The sequence below is a fragment of the Arthrobacter sp. Leaf69 genome (genome assembly GCF_001422645.1).
Classification (GTDB): domain Bacteria; phylum Actinomycetota; class Actinomycetes; order Actinomycetales; family Micrococcaceae; genus Arthrobacter.
Map to the genome: position 1 here is coordinate 347,981 of NZ_LMLR01000012.1, position 24,249 is coordinate 372,229.

The 24,249-nt window shown below is 68.0% G+C and carries 17 protein-coding genes; 9 read left to right on the forward strand and 8 right to left on the reverse strand.

The window, feature by feature from the left end; genetic code table 11:
- Nucleotides 1–93 precede the first annotated feature (93 nt).
- The gene (locus ASE96_RS12950; protein WP_056430938.1) at nucleotides 94–3,621 is read right to left on the reverse strand and encodes a bifunctional proline dehydrogenase/L-glutamate gamma-semialdehyde dehydrogenase; all 3,528 of its coding nucleotides are present in this window, start codon (nucleotides 3,619–3,621) and stop codon (nucleotides 94–96) included.
- A gap of 223 nt (nucleotides 3,622–3,844) precedes the next feature.
- Complete coding sequence (locus ASE96_RS12955) at nucleotides 3,845–5,308, reverse strand: amino acid permease (RefSeq protein ID WP_056430941.1); 1,464 nt, start codon at nucleotides 5,306–5,308, stop codon at nucleotides 3,845–3,847.
- 144 nt (nucleotides 5,309–5,452) lie between these two features.
- On the opposite strand from ASE96_RS12955, the gene ASE96_RS12960 reads away from it, so the two are divergent.
- The 5 genes from ASE96_RS12960 (at nucleotide 5,453) to ASE96_RS12980 (ending at nucleotide 10,312) form a co-directional block, all read left to right on the forward strand.
- Nucleotides 5,453–6,361, forward strand: a complete 909-nt coding sequence (locus tag ASE96_RS12960) for a LysR family transcriptional regulator (RefSeq protein WP_056430944.1) — start codon at nucleotides 5,453–5,455, stop codon at nucleotides 6,359–6,361.
- 60 nt (nucleotides 6,362–6,421) lie between these two features.
- The gene (panD, locus tag ASE96_RS12965; RefSeq protein ID WP_186329117.1) at nucleotides 6,422–6,850 is read left to right on the forward strand and encodes an aspartate 1-decarboxylase; all 429 of its coding nucleotides are present in this window, start codon (nucleotides 6,422–6,424) and stop codon (nucleotides 6,848–6,850) included.
- 167 nt (nucleotides 6,851–7,017) lie between these two features.
- Nucleotides 7,018–7,944 (forward strand): AEC family transporter, encoded by a 927-nt coding sequence (locus ASE96_RS12970; protein ID WP_056430947.1) that lies wholly within the window; start codon nucleotides 7,018–7,020, stop codon nucleotides 7,942–7,944.
- A gap of 54 nt (nucleotides 7,945–7,998) precedes the next feature.
- On the forward strand, nucleotides 7,999–9,132 hold the full coding sequence (locus ASE96_RS12975) for an FAD-dependent oxidoreductase (RefSeq protein WP_268753758.1): 1,134 nt from the start codon (nucleotides 7,999–8,001) through the stop codon (nucleotides 9,130–9,132).
- Nucleotides 9,133–9,247: 115 nt separating this feature from the next.
- Nucleotides 9,248–10,312, forward strand: a complete 1,065-nt coding sequence (locus ASE96_RS12980; protein WP_056430950.1) for a GmrSD restriction endonuclease domain-containing protein — start codon at nucleotides 9,248–9,250, stop codon at nucleotides 10,310–10,312.
- A 33-nt stretch (nucleotides 10,313–10,345) separates the two neighbouring features.
- Here the strand turns inward: ASE96_RS12980 and otsB are convergent, their stop codons facing one another.
- The 3 genes from otsB to ASE96_RS12995 form a co-directional block, all read right to left on the reverse strand.
- Nucleotides 10,346–12,973: a trehalose-phosphatase gene (otsB, locus tag ASE96_RS12985; protein ID WP_056430953.1), complete on the reverse strand. Its 2,628-nt coding sequence runs from the start codon at nucleotides 12,971–12,973 to the stop codon at nucleotides 10,346–10,348.
- Nucleotides 12,974–13,199: 226 nt separating this feature from the next.
- Entirely contained in the window at nucleotides 13,200–14,189 is a 990-nt protein-coding gene (locus ASE96_RS12990; protein ID WP_056430956.1) for an LLM class flavin-dependent oxidoreductase, read from the reverse strand.
- 134 nt (nucleotides 14,190–14,323) lie between these two features.
- Nucleotides 14,324–15,133: a hypothetical protein gene (locus ASE96_RS12995; protein ID WP_056430958.1), complete on the reverse strand. Its 810-nt coding sequence runs from the start codon at nucleotides 15,131–15,133 to the stop codon at nucleotides 14,324–14,326.
- A 208-nt stretch (nucleotides 15,134–15,341) separates the two neighbouring features.
- Between ASE96_RS12995 and ASE96_RS13000 the strand changes: the two genes are divergently transcribed.
- From ASE96_RS13000 to ASE96_RS13010, 3 genes are all read left to right on the forward strand, one after another.
- On the forward strand, nucleotides 15,342–16,043 hold the full coding sequence (locus tag ASE96_RS13000; protein WP_056430963.1) for a type 1 glutamine amidotransferase domain-containing protein: 702 nt from the start codon (nucleotides 15,342–15,344) through the stop codon (nucleotides 16,041–16,043).
- Nucleotides 16,044–16,106: 63 nt separating this feature from the next.
- Nucleotides 16,107–17,810 carry a helicase HerA-like domain-containing protein gene (locus ASE96_RS13005; RefSeq protein WP_056430966.1) on the forward strand — a complete coding sequence of 568 codons (1,704 nt, stop codon included), beginning with the start codon at nucleotides 16,107–16,109 and terminating at the stop codon, nucleotides 17,808–17,810.
- 141 nt (nucleotides 17,811–17,951) lie between these two features.
- Nucleotides 17,952–18,944, forward strand: a complete 993-nt coding sequence (locus tag ASE96_RS13010; protein WP_056430971.1) for a hypothetical protein — start codon at nucleotides 17,952–17,954, stop codon at nucleotides 18,942–18,944.
- A gap of 150 nt (nucleotides 18,945–19,094) precedes the next feature.
- Here ASE96_RS13010 and ASE96_RS13015 read toward each other — a convergent pair whose 3' ends face one another.
- The 3 genes from ASE96_RS13015 to ASE96_RS13025 form a co-directional block, all read right to left on the reverse strand.
- Nucleotides 19,095–21,065, reverse strand: a complete 1,971-nt coding sequence (locus tag ASE96_RS13015; RefSeq protein WP_056430972.1) for an NHL domain-containing thioredoxin family protein — start codon at nucleotides 21,063–21,065, stop codon at nucleotides 19,095–19,097.
- A complete protein-coding gene (locus ASE96_RS13020) occupies nucleotides 21,062–23,224 on the reverse strand; it encodes a cytochrome c oxidase assembly protein (RefSeq protein WP_056430975.1) in 2,163 nt (720 codons plus the stop codon). The genes ASE96_RS13015 and ASE96_RS13020 overlap by 4 nt, the downstream gene beginning before the upstream one ends.
- A gap of 143 nt (nucleotides 23,225–23,367) precedes the next feature.
- Nucleotides 23,368–23,655, reverse strand: a complete 288-nt coding sequence (locus tag ASE96_RS13025; protein ID WP_024367639.1) for an HU family DNA-binding protein — start codon at nucleotides 23,653–23,655, stop codon at nucleotides 23,368–23,370.
- Nucleotides 23,656–23,898: 243 nt separating this feature from the next.
- On the opposite strand from ASE96_RS13025, the gene ASE96_RS19715 reads away from it, so the two are divergent.
- Entirely contained in the window at nucleotides 23,899–24,030 is a 132-nt protein-coding gene (locus tag ASE96_RS19715; RefSeq protein WP_268753759.1) for a hypothetical protein, read from the forward strand.
- Nucleotides 24,031–24,249: the final 219 nt, after the last annotated feature.

Consider the following 24,249-nt stretch of genomic DNA (forward strand, 5'->3'; position numbering starts at 1 on the left):
CCCAAAGACAACGAGCCGGGCGGCCACCATTGGAGGGTGGCCGCCCGGCTCGATTGTGTCTCCCCGTGAGGAGTCAGAACAGCGGGGCGTGTCCTAGATCAGGCCGTTCGAGATGAAGTTGGGCGTCCCAAAGCGGTGCGCCGTGATGCTGATGGCCTGCTCGTGCAGGAACGGCAGCAGCTCAACGCGTCCGGCTTCGGTGACCGGGTGGAAATAGATCGCCAGGTCGGGACGTCCGCCGGTCGCCTCGGCCAGTGCCTTGGCGTTGCCGCCGATGAGCCGGATCCGTGAAGTGGCGAGCTTGGCCCCCCCGGCGAGCCTGCCCGCGGAGGCCAGCCAGTCGGCGTCGTTCTCCACGATGGGATCGATGCCGAGGCCGGAGAGTACGGTGCGCAGCCGGGCGGGGAGCTCGACGGCGGTGGACACGGTCAGCGCGGAGCCTGCCAGGACACCGGCGGAGACCGTGCGGACCAAACGGGCGAGGGGCTCGCCCTCGGAAAGCCGCACCGTGACGGGAAGCGCGCGGTAGCGGAAGACGTTCCGTTCGGCGCTCAGCCCGGAGACGTCTTTGGCCGTGCCGAATTCCTCACCCCAGGCGAGGGCGTCGGACGCCAGGGCACGCTCCAGCGATTCCAGCTCGACGGCGTCCAGGAAGTCCCGGGCCGCCTGTTCGATCCGGCGGACACCCGCGTGCGCCGGGGCCCCGGCCGCGGTGCTGGGAGCGCTGACCCATTCGCTGAGCCCGACGAGGTAGTTGGGTCCGCCGGCCTTGGTGCCGGCCCCGACAGCGGATTTCTTCCAGCCGCCGAAGGGCTGGCGCTGCACGATGGCGCCGGTGATGCCGCGGTTGACGTACAGGTTGCCGGCCTGGACGGTGTCCAGCCAGAGGCCCACTTCCACCGGGTTCAGCGAGTGCAGCCCGGAAGTGAGTCCGTACTCGATCTGGTTCTGGATGGCGATGGCCTCCTCAAGGGTTTCCGCGGTCATCACACCCAGGACGGGGCCGAAGAACTCGGTGAGGTGGAAGTAGGAACCGCGGCGGACGCCGGAGCGGACGCCCGGGCTCCAGAGCTTGCCCGTGCCGTCCAGCTTCCGGGGCTCGACGGCCCAGCTTTCGCCTTCGCCCAGGGTGGTGAGTGCGTTGAGGAGTTTGCCGTTGGCGGGTTCGATGATCGGACCCATCTGGCTCGCGGGATCCTCGGGGTAGCCCACCTTGAGCGAGGTGACGGCATCGATCAGCTGGTTGTGGAAGCGCCTGGACGTGGCGACTGATCCCACCAGGATCACCAGGGAGGCCGCGGAGCACTTCTGCCCGGCGTGGCCGAACGCGGAGTACGCCACGTCCTTGGCTGCGAGGTCAAGGTCGGCGCTCGGGGTGACGATGATGGCGTTCTTGCCGCTGGTCTCGGCCAGCAATGGCAGGTCCTGGCGGAAGGAACGGAACAGTTCCGCGGTCTCGTAGCCGCCGGTGAGGATGACGCGGTCCACCGCGGGGTGGGAGATCAGCTGCCGGCCCAGCTCACGCTCGCCCAGCTGGACCATGGTGAGCACGTCGCGCGGGACGCCGGCTTCCCAGAGCGCTTCGATCATCACGGCACCGCTGCGCCGCGCCTGCTTGGCGGGCTTGATGACGACGGCGGACCCGGCGGCGAGGGCCGCGAGCGTGGAGCCGGCGGGGATGGCCACCGGGAAGTTCCACGGCGGCGTCACCACGGTGAGCTTCGCGGGGACGAACGTGGCGCCGTCGACGACGTCGAGCTTGCGGGCCGCTTCGGCGTAGTAGTGCGCGAAGTCGACTGCCTCGCTGACTTCCGGGTCGCCCTGGTCGATGGTCTTGCCGGTTTCGCTGGCCATGACCTCGAGGAGGTCGGCGCGGCGGGCCTCCAGGACGTCGCCGGCGCGGTGCAGGATCGCCGCACGCTCGTCACCGGAGAGTGCGCCCCAGTCCTTGCCCTTCTCGAGGGCCGTGTCGATGACCGCGTTGAGGGTCGCCTCGTCGTTGATCATGGCGGCCTCGACGGCGGCGTTGCCGAGGGTGGAGGAGGGGACCCGCTCCAGGATGGCACGTCCCCAGTCGCGGTTGGCCGGCAGCGAGGGGTCGGTGTCCGGTGTGTTCTCGAAGGAATCGTGCGGCATCGGCTCGGCCGGAAGGCTGCGGTTCTGCCGGCGGTTGGGCGGCGGGACCTCGTCGTCGAGCTTGGCGAGCGAGGCGAGGAAGCGCTGCTTCTCACGGTCGAAGAGGGCTTCGTTTTCGCTGAGCTCGAAAACCGCGGACATGAAGTTGTCCTGGCTGGCGCCTTCCTCGAGCCGGCGGATCAGGTAGGCGATCGCGACGTCGAACTCGGCAGGGTGGACCACCGGGGTGTAGAGCAGCAGCGAGCCGACATCCTTCTTGACGGCTTCGGCCTGGCCCTGGGCCATGCCGAGCAGCATCTCGAATTCGATACTCTGCTGTGCGGTATCCGCAATGCCGCGCTGTTTCGCGAGCAGCCAGGCGAAGGCGATGTCGAAGAGGTTGTGGCCGGCGACGCCGATCCGGATGTTGCGGATCCGGTCCGGGTGCAGGGAGTAGTTGATGACGCGCTTGTAGTTGGTGTCGGAGTCCTGCTTGGTGTTCCAGGTGGCCAGCGGCCAGTCGTGCAGGGACGCCTCGACCTGTTCCATCGGCAGGTTGGCGCCCTTAACGACGCGGACCTTGACGGCCGCGCCGCCGTCGGCGCGGCGGGCGGCGGCCCAGTCCTGCAGGCGGATCATGGCGGCGAGCGCGTCCGGGAGGTAGGCCTGCAGCACGATGCCTGCCTCGAGGTCCTTGAATTCGGGCTTGTCCAGGATCCGGGTGAAGACCGCGATGGTCATGTCCAGGTCCTTGTACTCCTCCATGTCCAGGTTGATGAACTTGGCCTGGCCGCCGCTGGCGAAGGAGGCTGCGCGGCTGAAGAGCGGGGTGAGCTTCTCCACCACGTGCTCCACGGCCTCATCGAATGCCCAAGGAGAGTGGGGGGCAACGGTGGAGGAGACCTTGATGGAGACGTAGTCGACGTCGGGGCGGGACAGGAGCTTGTGGGTTCCCTCGAGGCGGCGGGAGGCCTCATGTTCGCCCAGCACGGCCTCGCCGAGGAGATTGACGTTGAGCTTGATGCCGTCCTTGCGGATCTTCGCGATGGCGGGGCCCAGCTTGGCGTCGGTGGCGTCGACGATGAGGTGGCCCACCATTTCACGGAGCACACGGCGGGCAATCGGGATGACCACCTGGGGCAGGACCGGCGCCACGGTGCCGCCGAGGCGGACGGCGCTGCGCATGTACCAGGGCAGGAAGGCCGGGACTTTCGGGGCCAGTGCGGCGAGGTTCCGGGCGGCGACCTGCAGGTCCTCGGGGCGGACGACGCCGTCGACGAACCCGACGGTGAAGTCAAGTCCGTTGGGATCCTTCAGGACACCGGCGAGCTGCTCGGCGGAGGCATCGACCGGGACCTTCGCTGCCTCGGTGAGCCAGTGGCGTACCAGCCCGATGGTCTCCTCGGCCAGGGCTGCGGCCTCAAGGACCGGCGAGCCTTCCGAAACGGGTGCGCGCCCGGCTTCGCTGCCAGTGTGCACGCCGGACTCCGTTGAAATGTTGGTCATGGCTGGTACTCGTTCTTTCTCAAAGTATGGACCGTTCAAGATTCAGTATGCGACCCGATTTTCATAAGATAAAGCGATGTTTTCTGAGCAATACTGGTTAGGAAAATCGAACGTTCCCAGCCCGGACGCAACCCACCCCAAACGCACGGATGCGCTATCACTTTTGGCTCCCAAACGGCGTGATGGTAGCCCAAAGTGACAGCGCATCTCGGGTGGGGCGCGGCTAGCTGAGGGGGCGGTGCATCTCCACGAGTTCCTCGTGCCGCGGGCTGTCCGGATTCATCAGCGAATGCTTGCGGCCGTAGCCGAAGTAGATGATCAGGCCGATGATCAGCCAGACGCCGAAGCGGACCCAGGTCTCCCAGTGCAGCTGGAGCATCAGGAACGCAGAGGCCAAGACACCGAAGGCCGGAACCAGCGGCATCAGGGGAAGCCGGAAGGTCCGCGGGGCATCGGGCTTCTTATAGCGGAACACGATGACCGCGGTGCAGACGACGACGAACGCGGCCAGGATGCCGATGTTGGTCAGGTCGGCGACGGCCTTGATCGGGAATACGCCGGCCAGCAGAGCGGAGGCGACTCCTGCGATCCAGGTGACGCGCTGCGGCGTGCCGTGGCGGTCCGTCTTGGAGAACCAGCCGGGAAGCAGCCCGTCGCGGCTCATCGAGAACCAGACGCGGGTGACACCGAGCAGGAAGGTGAGCATCACGGTCAGGATGGACAGCACGGCGAAGACCGAGATGATGGTGGCGATGACCGGCAAACCCACGCTGTTGAATGCGGAGGCGAAGCCGGCCTTGGGGTCGATTTCCTGGTAGTTCTGCATGCCGGTGAGCACCAGGGTTGCGGCGACGTACAGAAGCATCGCGATGATGAGGGACATGATGATGGCCTTCGGCATGTGCTTCTTGCCGTCCTGCGCCTCTTCCGCGGCGGTACTCATCGCGTCGTACCCGAACACGGCGAAGAACACCGTGGCAGCTCCCGCCACGACCGGACCGAAGCCGCTGGGCATAAACGGGTTGTAGTTTCCGGTATCGATGTAGAAGATGCCGAGACCAATGATGAACAGGATCAGGATGACCTTGATCGCGACCGCGATGAGCTCGAACCGTCCGAAGGTCTTGGTGCCGCGGGACAGGATCCAGGTCACGAGCAGGCAGACGGCGATCGCCGGGATGTTGACGATGCCCCCGGTGCCCTCATCCGGCGTCGCGGTCATCCAGACGGGCATGTGGATGCCGATGCCGGAGAGGAAAGCATCGAAGTAGCCGGAAATGCCGATGGCCACGACGGCCACGATCGCGATGTACTCCAGCAGCAGGTCCCAGCCGATGAACCAGCCGATGATTTCGCCGAGCGCCACGTAGCCATAGGTATAGGCCGAACCCGCCCGCGGGATCATGCCGGCGAATTCCGCGTAGGACAGGGCGGCCGCCGCGGAGGCGAGCCCCGCGATCAGGAAGGAAAAAAGCACTGCCGGGCCGACGCCGGGTTCGGACTCGCTTCCGTGGGCGACGAGGCCCGCCAAGGAGAAAATGCCGACGCCGATGATCCCGCCGACGCCGATGGCCGTCAGTTGCCAGAACCCCAGGCTCTTCATCAAGCCGCTGTGAAGGCTCTCTTCCTCGATGTCGTCGATCGGCTTGCGCCGCATGATCGACCTGTCTATGTCTTTCGTAGCCATCTGGGTCTCCCGCTTTTAGGTGTGGCGCCCATCAATCCACCCTGTGATGGGGGTTACTTAACGACAACAGTATGCAACCGGGATTGCATTAGATAAAGTGAATTCTCCTAATCAATAACCATTAGAATTCAAAAAGGAATAGCGATGCTGGATGTCCGGCGGTTGCGCCTTCTGCGCGAACTGAAGATCCGGGGCACCCTGGCCGAGGTCGCCGAGGCGCTGCAGTACAGCCCTTCCTCGGTATCGCAGCAGCTGGCCCTCTTGGAAAAGGAGGCCGGCGTCGAACTTCTTCGCAAGACCGGCCGCCGCGTCCAGCTGACCCCGCAGGCCGAAGTCCTGGTGGCCCATACGGCCCAGCTCCTGGAAACGCTGGAACAGGCCGAGGCTGATCTGGCAGCCTCCTTGACCACAGTGACGGGTACAGTCCGTATCGCCGTCTTCCAGTCCGCGGCGCTGGCCCTGATGCCGGATGCCCTCACCCGGATGGCGTCCAGCTACCCCGAGGTGCGGATCGAAATGACCCAGCGGGAACCCGAGACGGCACTTCATGAGACCTGGGCACGCGACTTCGATCTGGTGATTGCCGAGCAGTACCCGGGACACGCGGCTCCGCGGTATGCCGAACTGGACCGCCTCCGGCTCACGAGCGATGCGATCCGCCTCGCCGTTCCGCCGCGTGGCCCCGGCCGCCCGGTGATCACCTCCCTCACGGATACCGCCGAGCTGGCCTGGGTCATGGAGCCGCGCGGGGCGGCGTCACGGCATTGGGCCGAGCAGGCCTGCCGCAGCGCCGGGTTCGAGCCCGACGTCCGCTTCGAGACGGCTGACCTCCAGGCCCAGATCCGGCTGATCGAGTCCGGGAACGCCGTAGCCCTCATGCCGGACCTCGTCTGGACTGGGAGGGGCACGACGTCGCAGCTGATTACCCTGCCGGGCGATCCGCACCGGACCATTTTCACGTCGGTGCGGCGCTCCAGCGCCACCCGCCCGGCAATCCTGGCGGCCCGGGAGATCCTGGCCGAGACTGCGGCGTCCATCCCGCCCGCCGGCTGAGCTGGCGGTGTTCGCTGGCTCACAGCGCTGCCGGCGCGCCGGCGCTAGACTGGTCCCGTTATGAATCGCACAATATTCAAGTCCAAAATCCACCGCGCCACGGTCACGCACGCGGACCTCCACTATGTCGGTTCGGTCACCGTGGACCTGGACCTGCTGGAAGCGGCCGACATCCTCCCCGGCGAGCTGGTCTCCATTGTCGACGTCACCAACGGCGCCCGGCTGGAGACCTACACGATTGCCGGCGAGCGCGGTTCAGGCGTGATCGGGATCAACGGTGCCGCCGCCCATCTCATGCACGAGAACGACATCATCATCCTGATCACCTACGCCCAGATGACCACGGATGAGGCCAGGGCCTACAGCCCCAAGGTGGTCCATGTGGACAAGGACAACAGGATTGTCCAGATCGGCAACGACCCGGCGGAGGGCCACACCCCCGGAATCATGCGCCCGCCGTTTGCCCTGAACAACGCCACGCTGAACTAACAGCTCTGCGCACGCCGCCATTACGGACGCCGGAGTGACAGGCGCGGCCGTAACAAGCATGCGGGACCAGACGCCGCCGTAACAGGCGCGCCGGGAACCAATAAAGCTGATTACTCTGGAGGGGTGAGTCCCACCCTTCCCCCGCTGCCTGCGCCGCGGACCGCCGCGTGCTAGGCGTTCTCGCCGGATTCTTCGTGGTCTGGTGCATCATCCTGGTGGGCATGTTCGTCGGCCGGCGCGGCATCCTGGGCGAGAACGCCCGCTCCGTGCTCAGCGCGCTCACCTTCTTCGTCGCCAGCCCGGCCCTGCTGTTCGAGACGCTCAGCAAAGCCAAAGTCCAAGACGTCTTCGCCGCCCCGCTGCTGGTAGCGGCCGTCGGCGCCGTTGCGACGGCAGGCCTCTTCTTCGTCGTCGTCCGCTTCCTGCTCAAGCGCTCCCTGCCGGAGTCCCTGACGTCGTCCATGAGCGCCTCGCTGGCCAACTCCGCGAACCTCGGCATCCCCATTGCCGTATACGTTTTGGGGGATGCCAGTTACGTGGCGCCACTGCTGATCTTCCAATTGGCCTTCTTCACTCCCCTGTTCCTGATGGCCCTCGACGCCACCACCAGCACGCACCGGACTACCCCGCTGAGCTTCGTCCTGATGATCCTGCGGAATCCCATGATTGTGGGCTCCGGCCTGGGCCTGGCAGTGGCCGCAAGCGGATGGCAGGTGCCTCCGCTGGTGATGGAGCCCATCCACCTGATTGGCGGGGCCGCCATTCCGGCCATGCTGCTCGCCTTCGGGATGAGCCTGAACGGTTCCCGGCCGCTGCAGGCCTCGGCCGGGCGCCGGGCCGACACGCTCCTGGCCTGTGGTTTCAAGCTGGTGGTGCATCCGCTGGTGGCCTACACCTTCGCCCGCTTCGTCCTGCACCTCGAAGACCAGGCCCTTTTCGCCGTAGTGGTGGCCGCCGCCCTGCCCACCGCACAGAACGTATTTGTGATCGCCAGCCGCTACCGGACCGGCCTCACCGTCGCCCGGGACACCGTGCTGATCACCACCGTAGTGGCTGTGCCTGCCATGATCGTCGTGGCCCTGCTCCTCACCTGACCCCGGCCCCGCCGCGCGCTCGCTTCCCGCAACCCGAACGATCCGGAGGACCTCTTGAAGACCCACCACCTTGACACCGTCGTCATCGGAGGCGGAGCCATGGGCTCGGCAGCCGCCTGGGCACTGGCCAGCCGCGGCCGGGACGTGACCCTGCTGGAGCAGTTCAGCCCGGGGCACCGCAACGGCGCTTCCCACGGCACTACGCGGAACTTCAACCCGGGCTACGCCGGTCCGGACTACGTGGCGATGCTGGCCGAGGCGGTCCGCCTGTGGGACGAGCTCGAAGCTGACGGCGGCGAGCGACTCCTGGCGCGCACCGGCGTCGTGAACCACGGGACCGATCCGCACCTGGGCGACATCCGGAACGCCCTGCGGGGGGCCGGCCTGCGGGCCGAGTTCCTGACTGCTGCCGACGCCGCCGAACGCTGGCGCGGCATCCGCTTCGACCAGGAGGTGCTGTACATGCCCGACGGCGGGCAGCTGAATCCCGACGCCGCGCTGCCGGTGCTGCAGCGTCTCGCCGCGGGCCGCGGGGCGGACATCCGGCACCGGGTCACCGTGCTGGATGTCGCTGTGGCGGACGACGGCGTCCGGCTCACCGTGGACGCCGGCGGCCGGACCGAGGTGCTGACCGCCCGGCAGGCCGTGGTTACGGCCGGCGCGTGGACCGCGAAACTGCTGGGCGGGCTGGCGTCCCTCCCCCGGCTCACCGTCACACAGGAACAGCCAGCACACTTCGCCATCAGGGACGAGGGCGCGCTCTGGCCCGGGTTCAACCATGTCCCGGGCCAGGGCCCGGAGTTCGCGGACTGGTACTCGCCGGTCTACGGAATGCAGACGCCGGGCGAGGGAATCAAGGCCGGCTGGCACGGCGTGGGTCCGGTGGTGGACCCGGACCGGAGGTCGTTCACGCCGGAGCCTGCGCAAATGGCGGCGCTGCAACGCTACGCCCGGACCTGGCTCCCGGGCGTCGACGCCGACTCCCTGACCGACGTCAGCTGCACCTACACCACTACCGTGGACGAAAACTTCGTCCTCGACCGCATCGGACCGCTCGTGATCGGCGCGGGATTCTCCGGCCAAGGGTTCAAATTCACCCCCGTCGTCGGGCGGATCCTCGCCGACCTCGCCACCGGCGAAGGCACCGCGCCGGCAATCTTCTCCGCGTCCCGCCCGGGGGTCCGCTGACGCAGAATTGTCGCCCGGCGCCGGTAGGCTGGGACCGGTCTTAAGCCGTCCCGCAGCCAACGGGGCCACTGCACGAAACGGGGAAGAATTGCACAGGGACACCAAGCGCAGCGGCATGACGGGCAGGGACGATCAGCCCGCGGCCAAAACGCGCGGCACCGCCAAACCAGGTGCCGTTGACTGGATCGCGGCCGGACTGGCGGGGCTGTTCCTGATCTCCGCCACCGCCTGCGCCAGCCCCGGGACGGCCCCGGCCGCCGCCCCCACCACGTCCCCGACCACCATCGGGAGCACGGCCCCCTCGCCGGCGCCTACGGTCGGGGAATCCCCGCAGAACCCCGGGCCTTCCCCCACTGCCAGTGCGGGCTCCAGCGTGCCGCATCAGCAGCCGGCCTTCGCCGGCAAGGCCCTGGACGTGCTGGCGACGATTCCGGTCAAGGGACGGGCGCCCAAGACGGGCTACTCGCGCGATCAGTTCGGCCAGGCCTGGGCTGACGTCGACCGCAACGGCTGCGACACCCGGAACGACATGCTCCGCCGAGACCTGAGTGACCTCGCCCTCAAGCCCGGCACCGGGGACTGCGTTGTCCTCTCCGGCATCCTGAACGACCCCTACACGGCAGCCCTGATCAGCTTCCTCCGCGGCAGCAGCACCAGCAGTGCGGTCCAGATCGACCACGTGGTGGCCCTCAGTGATGCCTGGCAGAAGGGGGCGCAGCAGCTCACCGTGGCCCAGCGGGCCTCCTTCGCCAACGATCCGCTGAACCTGCTGGCGGTAGACGGCCCCGCCAACCAGCAAAAGAGCGACGGCGACGCCGCCACTTGGCTGCCGCCGAACAAGTCCTACCGCTGCGATTACGTGGCCCGCCAGATCTCGGTCAAGGCGAGCTACGGGCTGTGGGTCACCCGGGCCGAGCACGATGCGATGGCCCGGGTCCTGGCCGACTGCCGGAACACCGCGGCCCCCACCAGCCAAGCATCACCGGCCACCCCGGCAGCACGGGCCAACGTGTCACCCGCCCCGCCCGCCCCTGCTCCGGCCCCTGCCCCCGCTCCCGCAACGGTGTACTACGCGAACTGCGCCGCCGCCCGTGCCGCCGGTGCCGCGCCGCTGCGGGCCGGCCAGCCGGGCTACCGCGCAAAGATGGACGGCGACCGCGACGGCGTCGCCTGCGAATAGCGGTATTGAGCCCGGCCCCGATCCAGTGAAGCCCTAATTCTTCGGGAGCGCATCCAGCAGCCGGGCGCAGCGGATGAAGCCCAGGTGTGAGTACGCCTGCGGGTGGTTCCCGAGGTGGGTTTCGGTGCCGGGGTCGTACTCCTCCGGCAGCAGCCCCGTGGGACCGAACAGGTTGACCAGCTGGTCGAACAGGTCCCAGGCCTCCTCGATCCGGCCCACCGCGACGTAGGCCTCGATCAGCCACGTCGTGCAGATGTGGAAGCCGCCCTCCAAGCCCGGGAGTCCGTCGTCGTACCGGTAGCGGAACACGGTGGGACCCACCCGCAGTTCCCGTTCCACCGCCGTGACGGTGTCCAGGAAGCGCTGGTCCGAAACGTCGAGGAGCCCGGAGAGCCCGATGTGCAGCACAGCCGCGTCCAGGTCCGGGCTGTCGTAGGCCACGGTGTAGGAGGCGGCGCTCTCGTCCCAGCCTTCGCGCAGGACTTCCTCCCGGATGGTCGCGGCCGCCGGTTCCCACTCCGGAAGCGGTGTCCGGCCGTGCCGGGCGGCGGTGCGCAGAGCCCGGTCCAGCGCCACCCAGCACATCACCTTGGTGTAGATGTGATGCCGCGGTGCCCGCCTGGCCTCCCAGATCCCGTGGTCGGCCTCGTGCCAGCGGGCCAGGACGGCCGAGGCCATCTGGACCATCAGCTCCCAGTGGGCATCGGCCAGGACCCCCTGCCGCGCGCTGAGGGAATCGATGAGTTCGGCGACCGGGCCGAAGACGTCCAGCTGCACCTGGTGGTCCGCGGCGTTGCCGATCCGCACCGGCCGGGAGCCCGCGTAACCGGGCAGGCTTTCGATGATCGCCTCGGTGGACAGCGGCGCGCCCGTGACCGAATACAGCGGGTGCAGCCACTCCGGGCCGGGGGCGTGGGCCAGGATCCGTCCCAGCCAGGCAAGGAACCCTTCCGCCTCCGCAGTGGAGCCGAGGTCCACCAGCGCGTTGACCGTCATGGAGCCGTCCCGCAGCCAGCAGTACCGGTAATCCCAGTTCCGGGTGCCGCCGATCCCCTCCGGCAGCGAGGTGGTGGGCGCGGCCAGGACGGCGCCGGTGGGCTCATGGACCAGGGCGCGGAGCACCAGGGCCGACCGGCGGACCAGGGACGGTTTCACGGCGGGCAGCTGCAGTGCCTGCACCCAGCGCCGGGAATGATGCGCGACGGCGGCGCGGCGCGAGTTCTCCTCCGGCGGTTCGGCCCGCTGGGGTTCCGTGTCGCCGCAGCGCAGGTTCAGCACGACGGGGCCGTGCCGCAGCTCGACGTCGGCCGTGGCGGTGGCATGGCGGCCGTCCGAGGTGATCGTGAAGCCGACGCCCGGTGCGAGCAGGATGATCGGGTCCGCGGTTCCCACGACGTGCAGCTCGGACCCGCGGGCCTCCATGCTGAAGGGCGCGTTGGCGTAGTCCGGGCGGGGCGCAAAGACGATCCGCGCTGTTCCGGTCCCCGAGAGGACCCGGACCAGGCTGGTGATGCCTTCCGGCGCCGGTTCCAGGTAGTCCGTGACGGTGACGTCGGCCCAGCGGGTTTCCACGATCATGGTGCTGTCCACATAGCGCTGGCCCAGGACCTGCGAGGCTTTCACGGGTTCCACCGAGAAGTGTCCGGCCGCGTCACCGCCGAGCAGATGGGCAAAGAGGGAACCCGAGTCCGGCAGCGGATGGCTCATCCAGCAGATCCTGGCGTCCGGGGTGATGAGCGCGGTGGAGGAGCCGTTGCCGATCATGGAATGCCGCTCCAGGCCGACGGCGTCTTCCCCGAACAGCCACGCCCGGCGCAGTTCAAACAGAATGGCCAGGACCCGGGCGAAGGACTCCGGGTCCCGGAGCCGGTGCGCCGCGGCAGTGGGCCCCTCGCCAACGCGCAGGCCCAGGTCCGGCCCACGCAGGGTGGCCATGGCGGCCTCATCGCTGGAGGCGTCCCCGGCGTACAGGGCGGCGCTGACCCCGAGCATGGACCGCAGGTGTTCCATGGCGGCGCCCTTGGACGGTTCCACCACGGACAGGTCCAGGACGGAGCCGTCGACAATAAAGGACAGCCCGTGCGCCTTGGCTATTTCCTCGGCCTGCTGGGTGACCAGCGCGACGACGTCGGGGGTGGCCGGGCGGGTGTGCACGGAGACGGCGACCGGCTTCCGCTCGATGGTGATCCCGCGGTAGGCGCCCACGGTTTCAGCGAGGGCCTGGCTGGCCTGCTGCAACACGGATTCGGTGGCCAGGGACAACCCGTGGGCGAAGCCCATGTCGAACTCGGCGCCGTGCGAGCCGACAAGGTGCACTTCTGCCGGAAGCCGGGAGACGGCGGCCAGGTCGCGCAGGGAGCGCCCGGAGATGACGGCCGCGTGCGTGTTCGGGAGGGCGGCCAGCGCCCGGAGCGCAATCGCGGCACTGCCCAGCGGCAGGGTTTCGGTGGAAATGCCTTCCGCTTCGCACAGGGTGCCGCCGTAGTTGCAGGCCACGAGCAGCCCCGGCGTGCGGGCCAGGATCTTGAGTTCTGCCAGCAGCTGTGGCGTCAGGCCGTCGTCGGCTGCGTTGGTCTGCACAAAGGCTCGGAGCAGGCCCAGGGGCAGGGATTTTGTCAGGAGGGCGGAGTCGGCAAGGGACTGGTTGAGCGGGGTGGGCATGGACGGAGTCCTTCCGGTTGTCCCCAATGCCTGCATGAGACCGTCCCCGCGGGACGTGCTACCAGTATTTCCCGGCTCGATTTCCCCTGGGTGTCCCGGCGGTTGCGGGTATGTAACATCCGCAACCGCCGGGGTCAGTGCCGCAGGGGAGGGCTATCGGGCCACGAAACTCACCAGGGTGAACCCTCCTGCCGTGCGTGACGGCGGGAAGGACCCGGCCTGTCGGTCAGATGCGGACCAGTCCGGCGACGTCGGCGAGCAGCTGTACCGAGCGCAGCCGGGCCTCGGTGCCGGTGCTCTGATGCGCGACGATGAGCTCGTCGGCGTCGGCGTGCGCGGTGAATTCGTCGAGGTATTCCAGCACGGCGTCCGGGGTGCCCACGGCGGAGTACTTCATCATCTGGGCCACATGCTGGCCCTGCGGCGAGTCCAGGATCATGTCCGCTTCGTCGTCGCTGAAGACGCGGCCGTTGCCGAAGAACAGCGAGACGCGGGCACGTTTGGTGGCCTGGAACATCTCCTGGGCCTCCGCCGCGGTATCCGCCGCGATCACGTTGACGCCCGCGATCACGTGCGGGGCATCCAGCTGCGCGGACGGCTGGAAGTCGCGGCGGTAGAGCGCGACGGCGTCCTGAAGGGCGTTGGGGGCGAAGTGCGAGGCGAACGCGTACGGCAGGCCCAGCTGCGCGGCGAGCCTGGCGCCAAACAGCGAGGACCCCAGGATGTACAGCGGCACATCGGTGCCCTTGCCGGGGGTGGCCTCCACGCCCGGGATGCGGGTGGGGCCGCTCAGGTAGCCCTGGAGTTCCAGCACGTCCTGCGGGAAACTGTCGGCGGACATGGGGTCGCGGCGCAGGGCCCGCAGGGTGTTCTGGTCGCTGCCGGGCGCGCGGCCCAGGCCCAGGTCGATCCGGCCCGGGTGCAGCGTTTCCAGCGTGCCGAACTGTTCGGCGATGGTCAGCGGCGAGTGGTTGGGCAGCATCACGCCGCCGGCGCCGAGGCGGATGCTCTCGGTCTGCGCGGCGACATGGGCGATCAGCACGCTGGTGGCCGAGGAGGCGATCGCGGACATGTTGTGGTGCTCGGCGTACCAGACGCGCCGGTATCCCAGCTCCTCGGCGAGCTGCGCCATGGCCACGCTGCCGGCCAGGCTCTCTGCCGCCGTCTGGCCCTTGCCGATGGTTGCCAGGTCAAGGATGGAAAGCGGAACAGTCACGGAAAAGCCGGCCTTTCGTTGCGGGAAGTCACAGGCGCGGCGCCGGACCCCGGCGCGCGCACACTGTGGACAACGACGCCGGCCCCCGGGTTATTTCTGCGCCGGCTGTGGCGCTCCCCATGTGCCTCCGGAAGTCAGGGGCACGAATAGTTGTAGTCCAGGCCGCCGGAAACGTACTGCGCCAGGGCGACGCGGCCTCCCGGGGTGAGAGGCGGCAGGGAGCAGTTGGATTTGGCGCCGGCCAGGGACCTCGCGCCGGCGAGCCAGCTCGGCAGTCCGGCGAGGGGGCTGTCGGGCGGGACCGCACCAGCGATCTGGCCCCACTGGTAGCCGGTGGAATAGAGGCCGACTCTAGCGTTGATACTCGCGAAGTAGGCGGCCATTCCTTCCAGGTCGGCCACGTTGGCCGCCTTGCCCGGCTGCCAGCTGTTTTCGGTTTCCACGTCCAGCCACCACAGGTAGCTCTGCGGATTGTCGACCCCGCGGATCGCGGCATCGTCATAGGCCTTTGCATAGCCATACATATAAGAGCAGGCCCGGAGATCGTCCGCGCCGCTGCCGCAGGCACCATACGGGTTGGCCACGTCAACGCCGCCGTAGTGGTTCGATGTGGGCCACCACGAACCCTGCGGGCCCGGGTTGGCTGTATTGACGTAGAGCGCCACCCTCGGCTGGGCGGTGAGCGGCGGGTAAGGGGAGGTTTCCGCCCAGCCCAGTTGGGCCGCCAGGCACGGGTTGGTGGTGTTCGCGAGGCCGTTGTTGACGCCGACGATGGCGAAGGCCGGCCGGTTGGGGAGGGTTTTCCCGCACTGGGGCCAGGAGACGTCAATACCTACCGGCTCGGCAGCCCGGGGCGGGGCCGCGGACGCCGGCCCTCCGCCCAGCAGGACAAGGCCAAGAGTGATGGCGGCGGAAACAAGCTTCGTCAGTACCCGGGTAGCCATGCCCCAGCTTACTTCCGGGTCCGGACGGCCCCGGGAACCGGCCGTGCGCGTCGCCGGATGGAATACTCAGCAGGCTGACGGAGTTGCCGCCCCTATGAGTCATTGCAACTCACAGGTTCGGGAACCGTACGCCGAACTCGAAGCCGCACGCTAGAACCCCTTCAACTTTTCACCGCCGGCCGCGCGGCCGGCAGAACAGGAGCCCGACATGGCTAACATCCTGATGGTCGTATCCGCTGCAGATTCCCTCACCATGCGCGACGGCACCGAACACCCCACCGGCTACTGGGCCGAGGAAGTGGTGGTTTCGCACCGGACCCTCCGCAACGCCGGACACACCGTCCACATCGCCACGCCCGGCGGCTCGAAGCCCACCGTCGACGAGGTGAGCCTGGCCGCCGAGTCCGCTGGCGGCCAGGACCGCGCCGACAGTTTCCGCCGGTACCTCGCCGAGATCGACGCCGAATTGTCCGCGCCGCTGGCGCTGGCCGACGTCGACCTCGCCGGCTATGACGCGATTGTCCTGCCCGGCGGCCACGGCCCCATGACCGATCTCTACCAGGACGCGGACCTGGGCAAGCTCCTGGCCGCGGCGGATGCGGCCGGGAAGATCATCGCCCCGTTCTGCCACGGACCGGCCGGTCTGCTGAGCGCCACGGACGACGCCGGTACGTTCGCCTTCGCGGGACGCCGCCTCACCGTTTTCACCAACGAGGAGGAAATCAACGGCGGCACCGGCCCCAACACGCCGTGGTTCGTGGAGGACGTCCTGAAGGACAAGGGCGCCGTCGTCGAGAACGCCGCCGCCTGGACGTCCCATGTGGTGCGTGACGGCAATCTGATCAGCGGCCAGAACCCGCAGTCCAGCGAGGATGTTGCGCAGGAAGTCCTCAAAGCCCTCGCCGAATAGCACCGCCTAAGTAACATCCGGAGCGCCGGGTCCGGGGTTGCCGGACCCGGCTATGCTGTCCGCATGGCCATCAAATCCACTGCTGATAAAGTCGCCACCATCCAGAAGGGGTACACCCTCGAGGGCCCCACGATTGAACTGGGCGCCGCGATCATCGACGGCGAAGTCCACAAGGATGCCCCCGTCCGGCTCCCGCTGTCCATGATGAACCGCCACGGGCTGGTGGCCGGGGCAACCGGCACGGGCAAGACCGTCACCTTGCACATGATGGCCGAACAGCTCTCCGCCGCCGGGGTCCCGGTGTTCCTGGCGGATATCAAGGGAGACTTGTCCGGGCTGGCCACGGCCGCCACCGGCAATGCGAAGCTGCTGGCACGCACGGAAGGGATCGGCCAGGCCTGGTCCGGCAAGACGTTCCCGGTGGAGTTCCTGGCCCTCGGCGGCGACGGTAGCGGCATCCCCGTCCGTGCCACCATCACCTCCTTTGGCCCCATCCTGCTGTCCCGCATCATGGAACTCAACGACACCCAGGAATCGAGCCTGCAGCTGGTCTTCCATTTCGCGGACAAGAACGACCTCGAACTCATTGACCTGAAGGACCTGCGCGCCGTCATCCAGTTCCTCACGTCCGCGGAAGGCAAAGACGAACTGGAGGAACTGGGCGGACTGTCGAAGTCGACCGCCGGTGTCATCCTTCGTGAACTCATCACCCTCGAAGCCCAGGGCATGGAGAAGTTCTTCGGCGAGCCCGAGTTCGACACCGCCGAATTGATGCGCACGGCCCCGGACGGCCGCGGCGTCATCACGTGCCTGGAGCTGCCCACCTTGCAGACCAAGCCGATGTTGTTCTCCACGTTCCTAATGTGGCTGCTGGCGGACCTCTTCGACGAACTGCCCGAGGCCGGAGACCTGGACAAGCCGAAACTGGTCTTCTTCCTGGACGAGGCCCACCTGCTGTTCAACGGCGCTTCGAAGGCCTTCCTGGACGCCATCACCACCACCGTGCGGCTGATCCGGTCCAAGGGCGTCGGCATCTTCTTCGTCACCCAGACCCCCAAAGACGTTCCCGCCGAAGTCCTTGGCCAGCTCGCCAACCGTGTCCAGCACGCGCTCCGGGCCTACACGCCGGAGGATGCCAAGGCGCTCAAAGCCACCGTCTCCACCTTCCCGATGAGCGACTACGACCTGGAGGAGACCCTGACCTCCGCCGGGATCGGCGAGGCGGTCATCACCGTCATGAACGAGAAGGGCGCCCCGACGCCGGTGGCACTCACCCGCCTGCGCGCGCCAGAATCCCTCATGGGGCCCAGCGCCGACGCCCTGATCGCAAGCACCGTGGCCGGCTCCGCGCTGCTGCCCAAGTACGGCACCGCCGTCGACAACGTGTCAGCCTACGAAAAGATTGCCGGGAAGGCACCGTCGGGCACCGGCGCGGAGGCTCCTGCCCCGGTGCCCGGCGGCGGCACCCCCGACGTGTCCGACGTCGAAGCCGAGGCGCGGCGGATCGAGGAGGATATCCTGGGCCGTCCCAGCAGTCGGCCCGCGCCGGCCCCCGCATCTCAAGAAACCCGCCGGGAGCCGGAACGCGAGGCACCCCGCCGGTCCCCGAGGCAACCTGCAAACGAAGGCAATGCCGGAGACCTGACCGGGGCCCTGGGTGGCGCCCTCGGCGGCGGGCTCAAGAGCATGGCCCGCTCGCTGGGGACCCAGCTCGGCCGCGAATTGCTCCGCGGCGTCTTCGGCACGGCCCCCAAGCGCCGCCGCTAGGAACGGGGAGGAGCCGGCCCGGCCGTTTCAAAGCGGTGGTGCTGGAGCTCCCACTGTGGGCGATAGGTGCGGTCCTTGCCACATGGGGCGCCTGTGACAATAAGTTTCCTGTGGGGTGCAGGTAACGTAAGGTATGTGCAAATGAGTCAGGCCTTGGTCAGGACCGCAGCCGGTTGGCTGCTGGGCCTGATGCTTGTCGTGGCCGCGGGAGTTGTCGCGATCAATATCGTGAACAACTCGGTCGCAGGCCCCCAGCAGCCTGTGCGCGAGTATTTCGACGCTTTGCAGAAGGGCGAGGGCGAGAAAGCCCTGGGCCTGTTACGTGCCTCCGTGCCCCAAAGCAACGCCGCCATGCTGGACGGAACGGCACTGCAGACCGCCGCCGCCGGGATCAGCGACGTGCGGTATGGCGACGCCGAGGACCGCGGCGGGAACCAGGTCATGGTTCCGGTTGACTACACCATTGACGGCAGCGAACAGCGGACCGAGTTCCTGCTGGAAAAGTCCGGCACCGAATGGCTGTTCTTCCACAAATGGTCGTTTGTTCCCGCGGCCCTTCCAGTCGTGGACGTCACGGTGGTCAACGCCAATGAGGCCACACTCAACGGGGTGCCGGTGAACATGCCCAACGGCCGCAACTCCTTCGCCGTTTTCTACCCCGGCGAGTACGAGGCCTCTCTTGCCGGCGAGTACTTCTCCGCCCCGCCCACCAAAGCCACGCTGAGCGGCCGCGACGTCCCCGCTGCCCCACTGAGCCTGATGACCGAAGCGACCGACGGGCTCAAGGATGCTGTGGGCAGCAAGGTCAAGGAGTTCCTGGACACGTGCGCCGATACCGCCGACAAGCAGCAGAAGCTCCAGCCTGACTGCCCGTTTTACCATGCCACCAACAACCGCGTCGTCGACGGCACCATCGACTGGAGCATCCAGGAGTATCCCACCGTCAGCATCGAACCCTTTGGCGGACGCTGGGTGGTGGCGCCCCTGAACGGCAAGGCACAGATCAAGGCCCAGCAGGTGGACCTGTTCACCGGGGCCGTGACGGAGCTCAACGCGGTCCATGACTTCAGCTTCACGACCCGCCTGGACATCGACGCCGAAAACGTCAAGGTCACGCCGCTCCTGAGCTACTAGCCCGGCCGCTGCGGTACCAGCGCGGTTTTGCACGTGGCACTGCCGGCTCGTCGAGACCCCGGGAATCCGGGCCCAATTAAAGCCAGAAGGCTGCCATCCGTGACGCCGTGGTCACGAACAGCAGCCAAAACTGTGCCAGTCCGGCCGGCGTCAGTCCATTCCGCGCAGGTCCAGCACCAGCTCGGTATCGCCGTCGGGCTGCAGCAGCACCGGGATGCCCCAGTCCTGCTGGTACAGGTGGCAGGCGGCGTGATCCGGGATCTCGCCGTCCGCATCCTCCGGACCGTCGCAGGCAGCCGCGCGGGCGGTGATGTGCAGAACGCCTTCGGGAACGTCGGAGGACAGCTCCAGGGTGCGGAGCAGGCCCACGGAGGTTCCGCCGCCGGACACGAGCAGCTCCGGCGGTGTGGAGGAGATCTTCAGCTGGGTCGGGTCGCCCCAGCGGTCGTCCAGTTTCTGGCCGGTCGGCGCGGTGAAGCGGACGTTCAGCTCCAGCAGTCCGGGGGCCACCGGGCTCTTGGGCCGGTGGGTCTGGACGGCGCCCTCGTCCACCTGTTGCGCTTCTTTGGGGATCTGCACATAAACCAGCTGGTGCTTGTTCGCCTCGACCACCACCAGGAGCGGCTCCGCGCCGGCCACCTGGGTGTGGTCCACAATCACGTCCGAGGGCTCGGACAGGCCGCGCGCCAGCGTGGAGACCGTACCCGTTGCCGGGTCGTAGCGGCGGACGGCCCCGTTGTACGTGTCGGCGATCGCCACCGAGCCGTCCGGGAGTACAGTCACGCCCAGCGGGTGCTGCAGCCTGGCCTCGGAGGCCTTGCCGTCGCGGAAGCCAAAGTCGAACAGGCCCTTGCCGATGGCGGACTCAACGGTGACCGCGCCGCCGTCGTTGATCACGAGTTTGCGCAGGGCCGAGGTCTCGGAATCAGCCACCCAGATGTTGCCGTCGGCGTCCTCGGCGAGACCGGAGGACTGGGCGAACCAGGCTTCCGCCGCCGGGCCGTCGAGCAGGCCCTCCAGGCCGTTGCCGGCGATGATCGATACGGCGCCGGAGCGCGGGTCGAAACTGAAGATCTGGTGCACGCCGGCCATGGCAACCACCACCGCGTTCAGTTTGGTGGACCAGACGACGTCCCAGGGCGAGCTGAGCGAAACCCGCAGCGGATCGGCCTCCAGCCGGGACCCGTACGCGGCGCCTTCCTCGTCCACCCGGGCCGGTCCTGTCTCGAGCAGCCGCTGCACGCCATTGCCCGCCAGCGTGCTGACGGTTCCGTCCGTCAGGGACAGTCCGCGCAGGCGGTGGTTCACGGAGTCGGCAATCACCACGTCGTAGCCGGCTTCGGCAGCGACGTTCTCCGGGAGCAGCACCAGGCCCTGGGGTTCGTTGAAGCGGGCCGCGGCGGCAGTGCCGTCAGCATGGCCCTTGTCGCCGGAGCCGTAGGTGGCCAGGACGGTCTGGAAGTCGGTGGAGAGCTCCACGAGGCGGTGGTGCCCGGTGTCGGTGACCAGCCAGGAACCGGCGGCAGTATCAGCTCCTGGGGCGCCGGCGCCGCGGCCGGCGGGCAGGAACAGGGCCTTGCCGGGGAACCGCAGGGTGCCCGACGTCGGCTCCGGCGCCACATAGGGCCCGTCGCCGCGGTGCAGCGTGCCCTTCGCCTCGTGTTCGGCGATCAGCTCCGGGATGAGCACAGAGAGGCCGTCGGCGTGGCCCTCACCGGAGAGGTGGGCCACGATGTACCCCTCGGGGTCGATGACCACCAGCGTGGGCCACGCACGTGCCGTGTAGGCCTTCCAGGTGTCCAGTTCGGGATCGTCCAGGACCGGGTGCCGGATTTCGTAACGCTCGACGGCGGCGGCCAGCGCCACCGGATCGGCCTCGTGTTCGAACTTGGGTGAGTGCACGCCCACCGTCACGAGGACGTCGGAGTACTGCTGTTCAAGCGGACGGAGTTCGTCCAGCACGTGCAGGCAGTTGATGCAGCAGAAGGTCCAGAAGTCCAGCAGCACGATCTTGCCGCGCAGGGACTCCAGGTCCAGGGACTTGCCGCCGGTGTTCAGCCAGTTACGGCCCACCAGCTCGGAGGCCCGGACCCGGAGGTGGGTGCGTACGGTTTCGGTCATGAGCGTCCTTCCAGCTTGGAATTGCGTTCGGCCAGCCGGGCATCGCGTTCGGCCAGCTTGGCAAACATATCGTTGTAAGCAGTGAGATCGGCGTCGTTATTCCTGTCCGCCGCCCGGTCGGTGCGTTTGGACTCGCGCGCGTCGGCACGGGACCACTGGACGGCGACGCCGATCGCGACCAGCAGCGTGGGCACTTCGCCGATGCCCCAGGCCACCGCGCCGCCCATTTGCTGGTCCAGCAGGGCTGAAGGTCCCCAGGTCCGGCCGAGGTTGCCGAAGTAGTCCGCGGCCAGCAGGCCGGTGCCGCCCATGATCGCGACGCCGAAGAAGGCGTGGAAGCCCATCGTGGCCAGCAGGAGCAGCAACCGCATGGGGTACGGTGCGCGCCGGGGCAGGGGGTCGGTGCCGATCATGGTCAGCACGAAGATGTATCCGGTCAGGGCGAAGTGCAGGTTCATGAGCTCGTGGCCCACGTGATCCCGCATCGCGTACCCGAAGGCGTCCGAGTAGTAGAACAACACGATCGAGCCGGCGAAGTTGGCGGCGGCGAACAGCGGATGCGTCACCAGTTGGGAGAACTTCGAGTGGATGAAGATCAGCAGCCATTCCCGGGGGCCGCGGGAGCTGTCCCGTCGTGGCGTCAGCGCGCGCAGGGCGAGCGTAACTGGAGCGCCCAGGACAAGGAAGATGGGGGCCACCATGGTCAGTGCCATGTGGTCCACCATGTGCGCCGAGAACAGGACCCGGCCGTAGACCGCAGGCGGACCGGAGGTCACATAGGTCAGCACTCCGAGTCCGATGACCCAGTTGACGGTCCGGAACCAGGACCAGGAGTCCCCGCGCCGGAGCACCTTCACCAGGCCGAGAATGTAGGCCACCAGGCCAAAGACCGCGACGGCGACCCAGAGCCAGTCGGGGCGCCACTCGGTCAGCCAGCGCTCCGGGGTCAGTTCCGGCGGCAGCTCGTAACCGGAGATGATGAAGGCCGGGGAGGCGTCCGGCGCCAGGGACTCACCCTGAGGCGGCGCGGAACGGCCGAGCGCGACGGCGACACCCGACGTCGCTCCCATCACCAGCATTTCGACGACGACGAGCTGCCAGAGGACGCGGCGCGCAGACAGGCCGCCGTTCCGGCTGCCCAGCTGCGGGATGACCCAGCGCCGGTGCATCAGGCCGATGCCGCCGAGGACGAAGGTCGCCGCTGCCTTGGCCAGGATCAGCTGCCCGTAGGCCGAGCCGAGGAGGTCGTTCCAGGACGTCAGGCGGATGCTGGAATTGATCACGCCGGAGGCGAAGACAAGGATGAAGGCGAAGCCCGCCAGCGCGGAGAACCGCCGGAGCGTCGGCTCGGTGATATCCGGGCGTCCGGCGGACTGCGAGCCGGACGCAGCGGCTCCCAGGACGCCGGAAAGCAGTGCCAGCATGATGATGCCGCCGACCCAGGCCGACACACCGACCAAGTGGAGGCCAAGCGAGTTGATGGCGCCTTCGTGGTCGGCCGAGCTGGCGGAGTGGCCGATCAGCGCGGTGGGTACAAGCCCGATGAGGGCGAGCACCAAGGTCGCTGCCAGGCCTCCCAGGGACGGGACGCCGAAGAGCGCCGTGGTGACGACGGCGGCAATGACCACGACCGCCAGCCAGGCGCGGCCGGTCTCGATGTCGGTCATGAAGTAGACGAGGGACCGGGTGAATTCAGGGTCCCCCGAGATCCCCTGCCCGGCGATGTCGGAGTAGCTCAGCACCAGGACGGCAACCGCTGACAGCGTCCAGACGACCCCGGCGATGCCGGCCACAACCAGAGTGCGGGTGAAGGCCGGATGTTCCGGGGCGTCCTTGGCCTTGGAGCGCGAGCCGGCCATCGAGCGGGGCAGGATTGCGACGGCGAAGAGCAGACCGCCGATGACGGTGGCCAGTGCGATGTTGTGGACGGCCTTGCTGGCAGGAAGACCCCAGCGGACCAGCGCGCCCGGGTCTGAGACCTCGCGGGCGGCCGCGGCGCCGGAGAACAGCAGGGCGGCCACAAGTCCTAAGAACAGGGCAGCCAGGCCAGCGAACAGCCAGGGCCGGGAGACCCCGACGGAAAACGCAGCAGGACCCCGCGCTCCCCCGGTCGGGGTCGGAGCGGCTGCTGTGGCACGGGGATTTGCTGCGGAAGGCACAGTTCCATTGTCCGCTACGCCCCGCCTGCCCGCCGAATCGGGAGCCACGCCGAAACCTGCGCGACACCACTGGGGGCGGCACGCAACGAAAAAGGAGCGGCGACCCTGAGGGTCGCCGCTCCTTTCAAGCATTCAGAGAAGAACTACTTCTTCTTGGAGACAGCAGCCTTCAGCTTGGAGCCTGCGGTCAGCTTGACGCTGTGGCCCGCAGCGATCTGGATGGTTTCGCCGGTCTGCGGGTTGCGGCCGGTGCGAGCTGCACGGTCAGTGCGCTCAACTGCGAGCCAGCCCGGGATGGTGATCTTTTCGCCCGCGGCGACAGAGGTCTCGAAGACCTCGAACAGTGCATCCAGCACGGAGTTGACGGCTGCCTGGCTGGTGCCGGCCTTGCCTGCTACCTCTGCAACAAGTTCACTACGGTTCTTAGCCATTTATGTCCTCCTGGACGGTCATGATTTCTGGAGCCTGCACACGGCATGCGCACAAGCCACTGTCCGAAAACTTACCAGCTTGCCGCCGCCGAGGTGGCAAATTCCGCGTGTTTTCGGCCTTTTTCGAGGAAAAACCCGGGAATCGGCGCCTTTCTGACCCATATTTCGCCGTCAGCGGACGCTCCCTCAACTGTGGCGGGGTCTGCGCTGACGCTCCCTCAGGTCCGGCACGATTGGCGGTGAATGTCCCGCGCCCGTCTGGCTACCGGGGCGGCTGCGCTGGGCGGCTGCGGGCTCTCGCAGGCCGCGGCGTTGCGGGCGGCGTGGCTGCGCTGGGCGGGCCTGTACGCTCCCGCAGCTCCGGCAGCAGTGTAGGTGACGCTCCCTCAGCTGTGGCGCAGCGCCCGCGCAGGAGCTGCGGGAGGGTTGTGGTGCGACCGGCGGGATCTGCGGGATGTGCGGGTGGGTTGGTGGGGCGGCTGCCGGTGGTGCGGGAGTGTCCTGGTGGTGGGATGGGGGGTTTAAATGCGGGAGGACCCCCAACGTGGTTGGGGGTCCTCGACCTTAATGATGTTCCGGCGGTGACCTACTCTC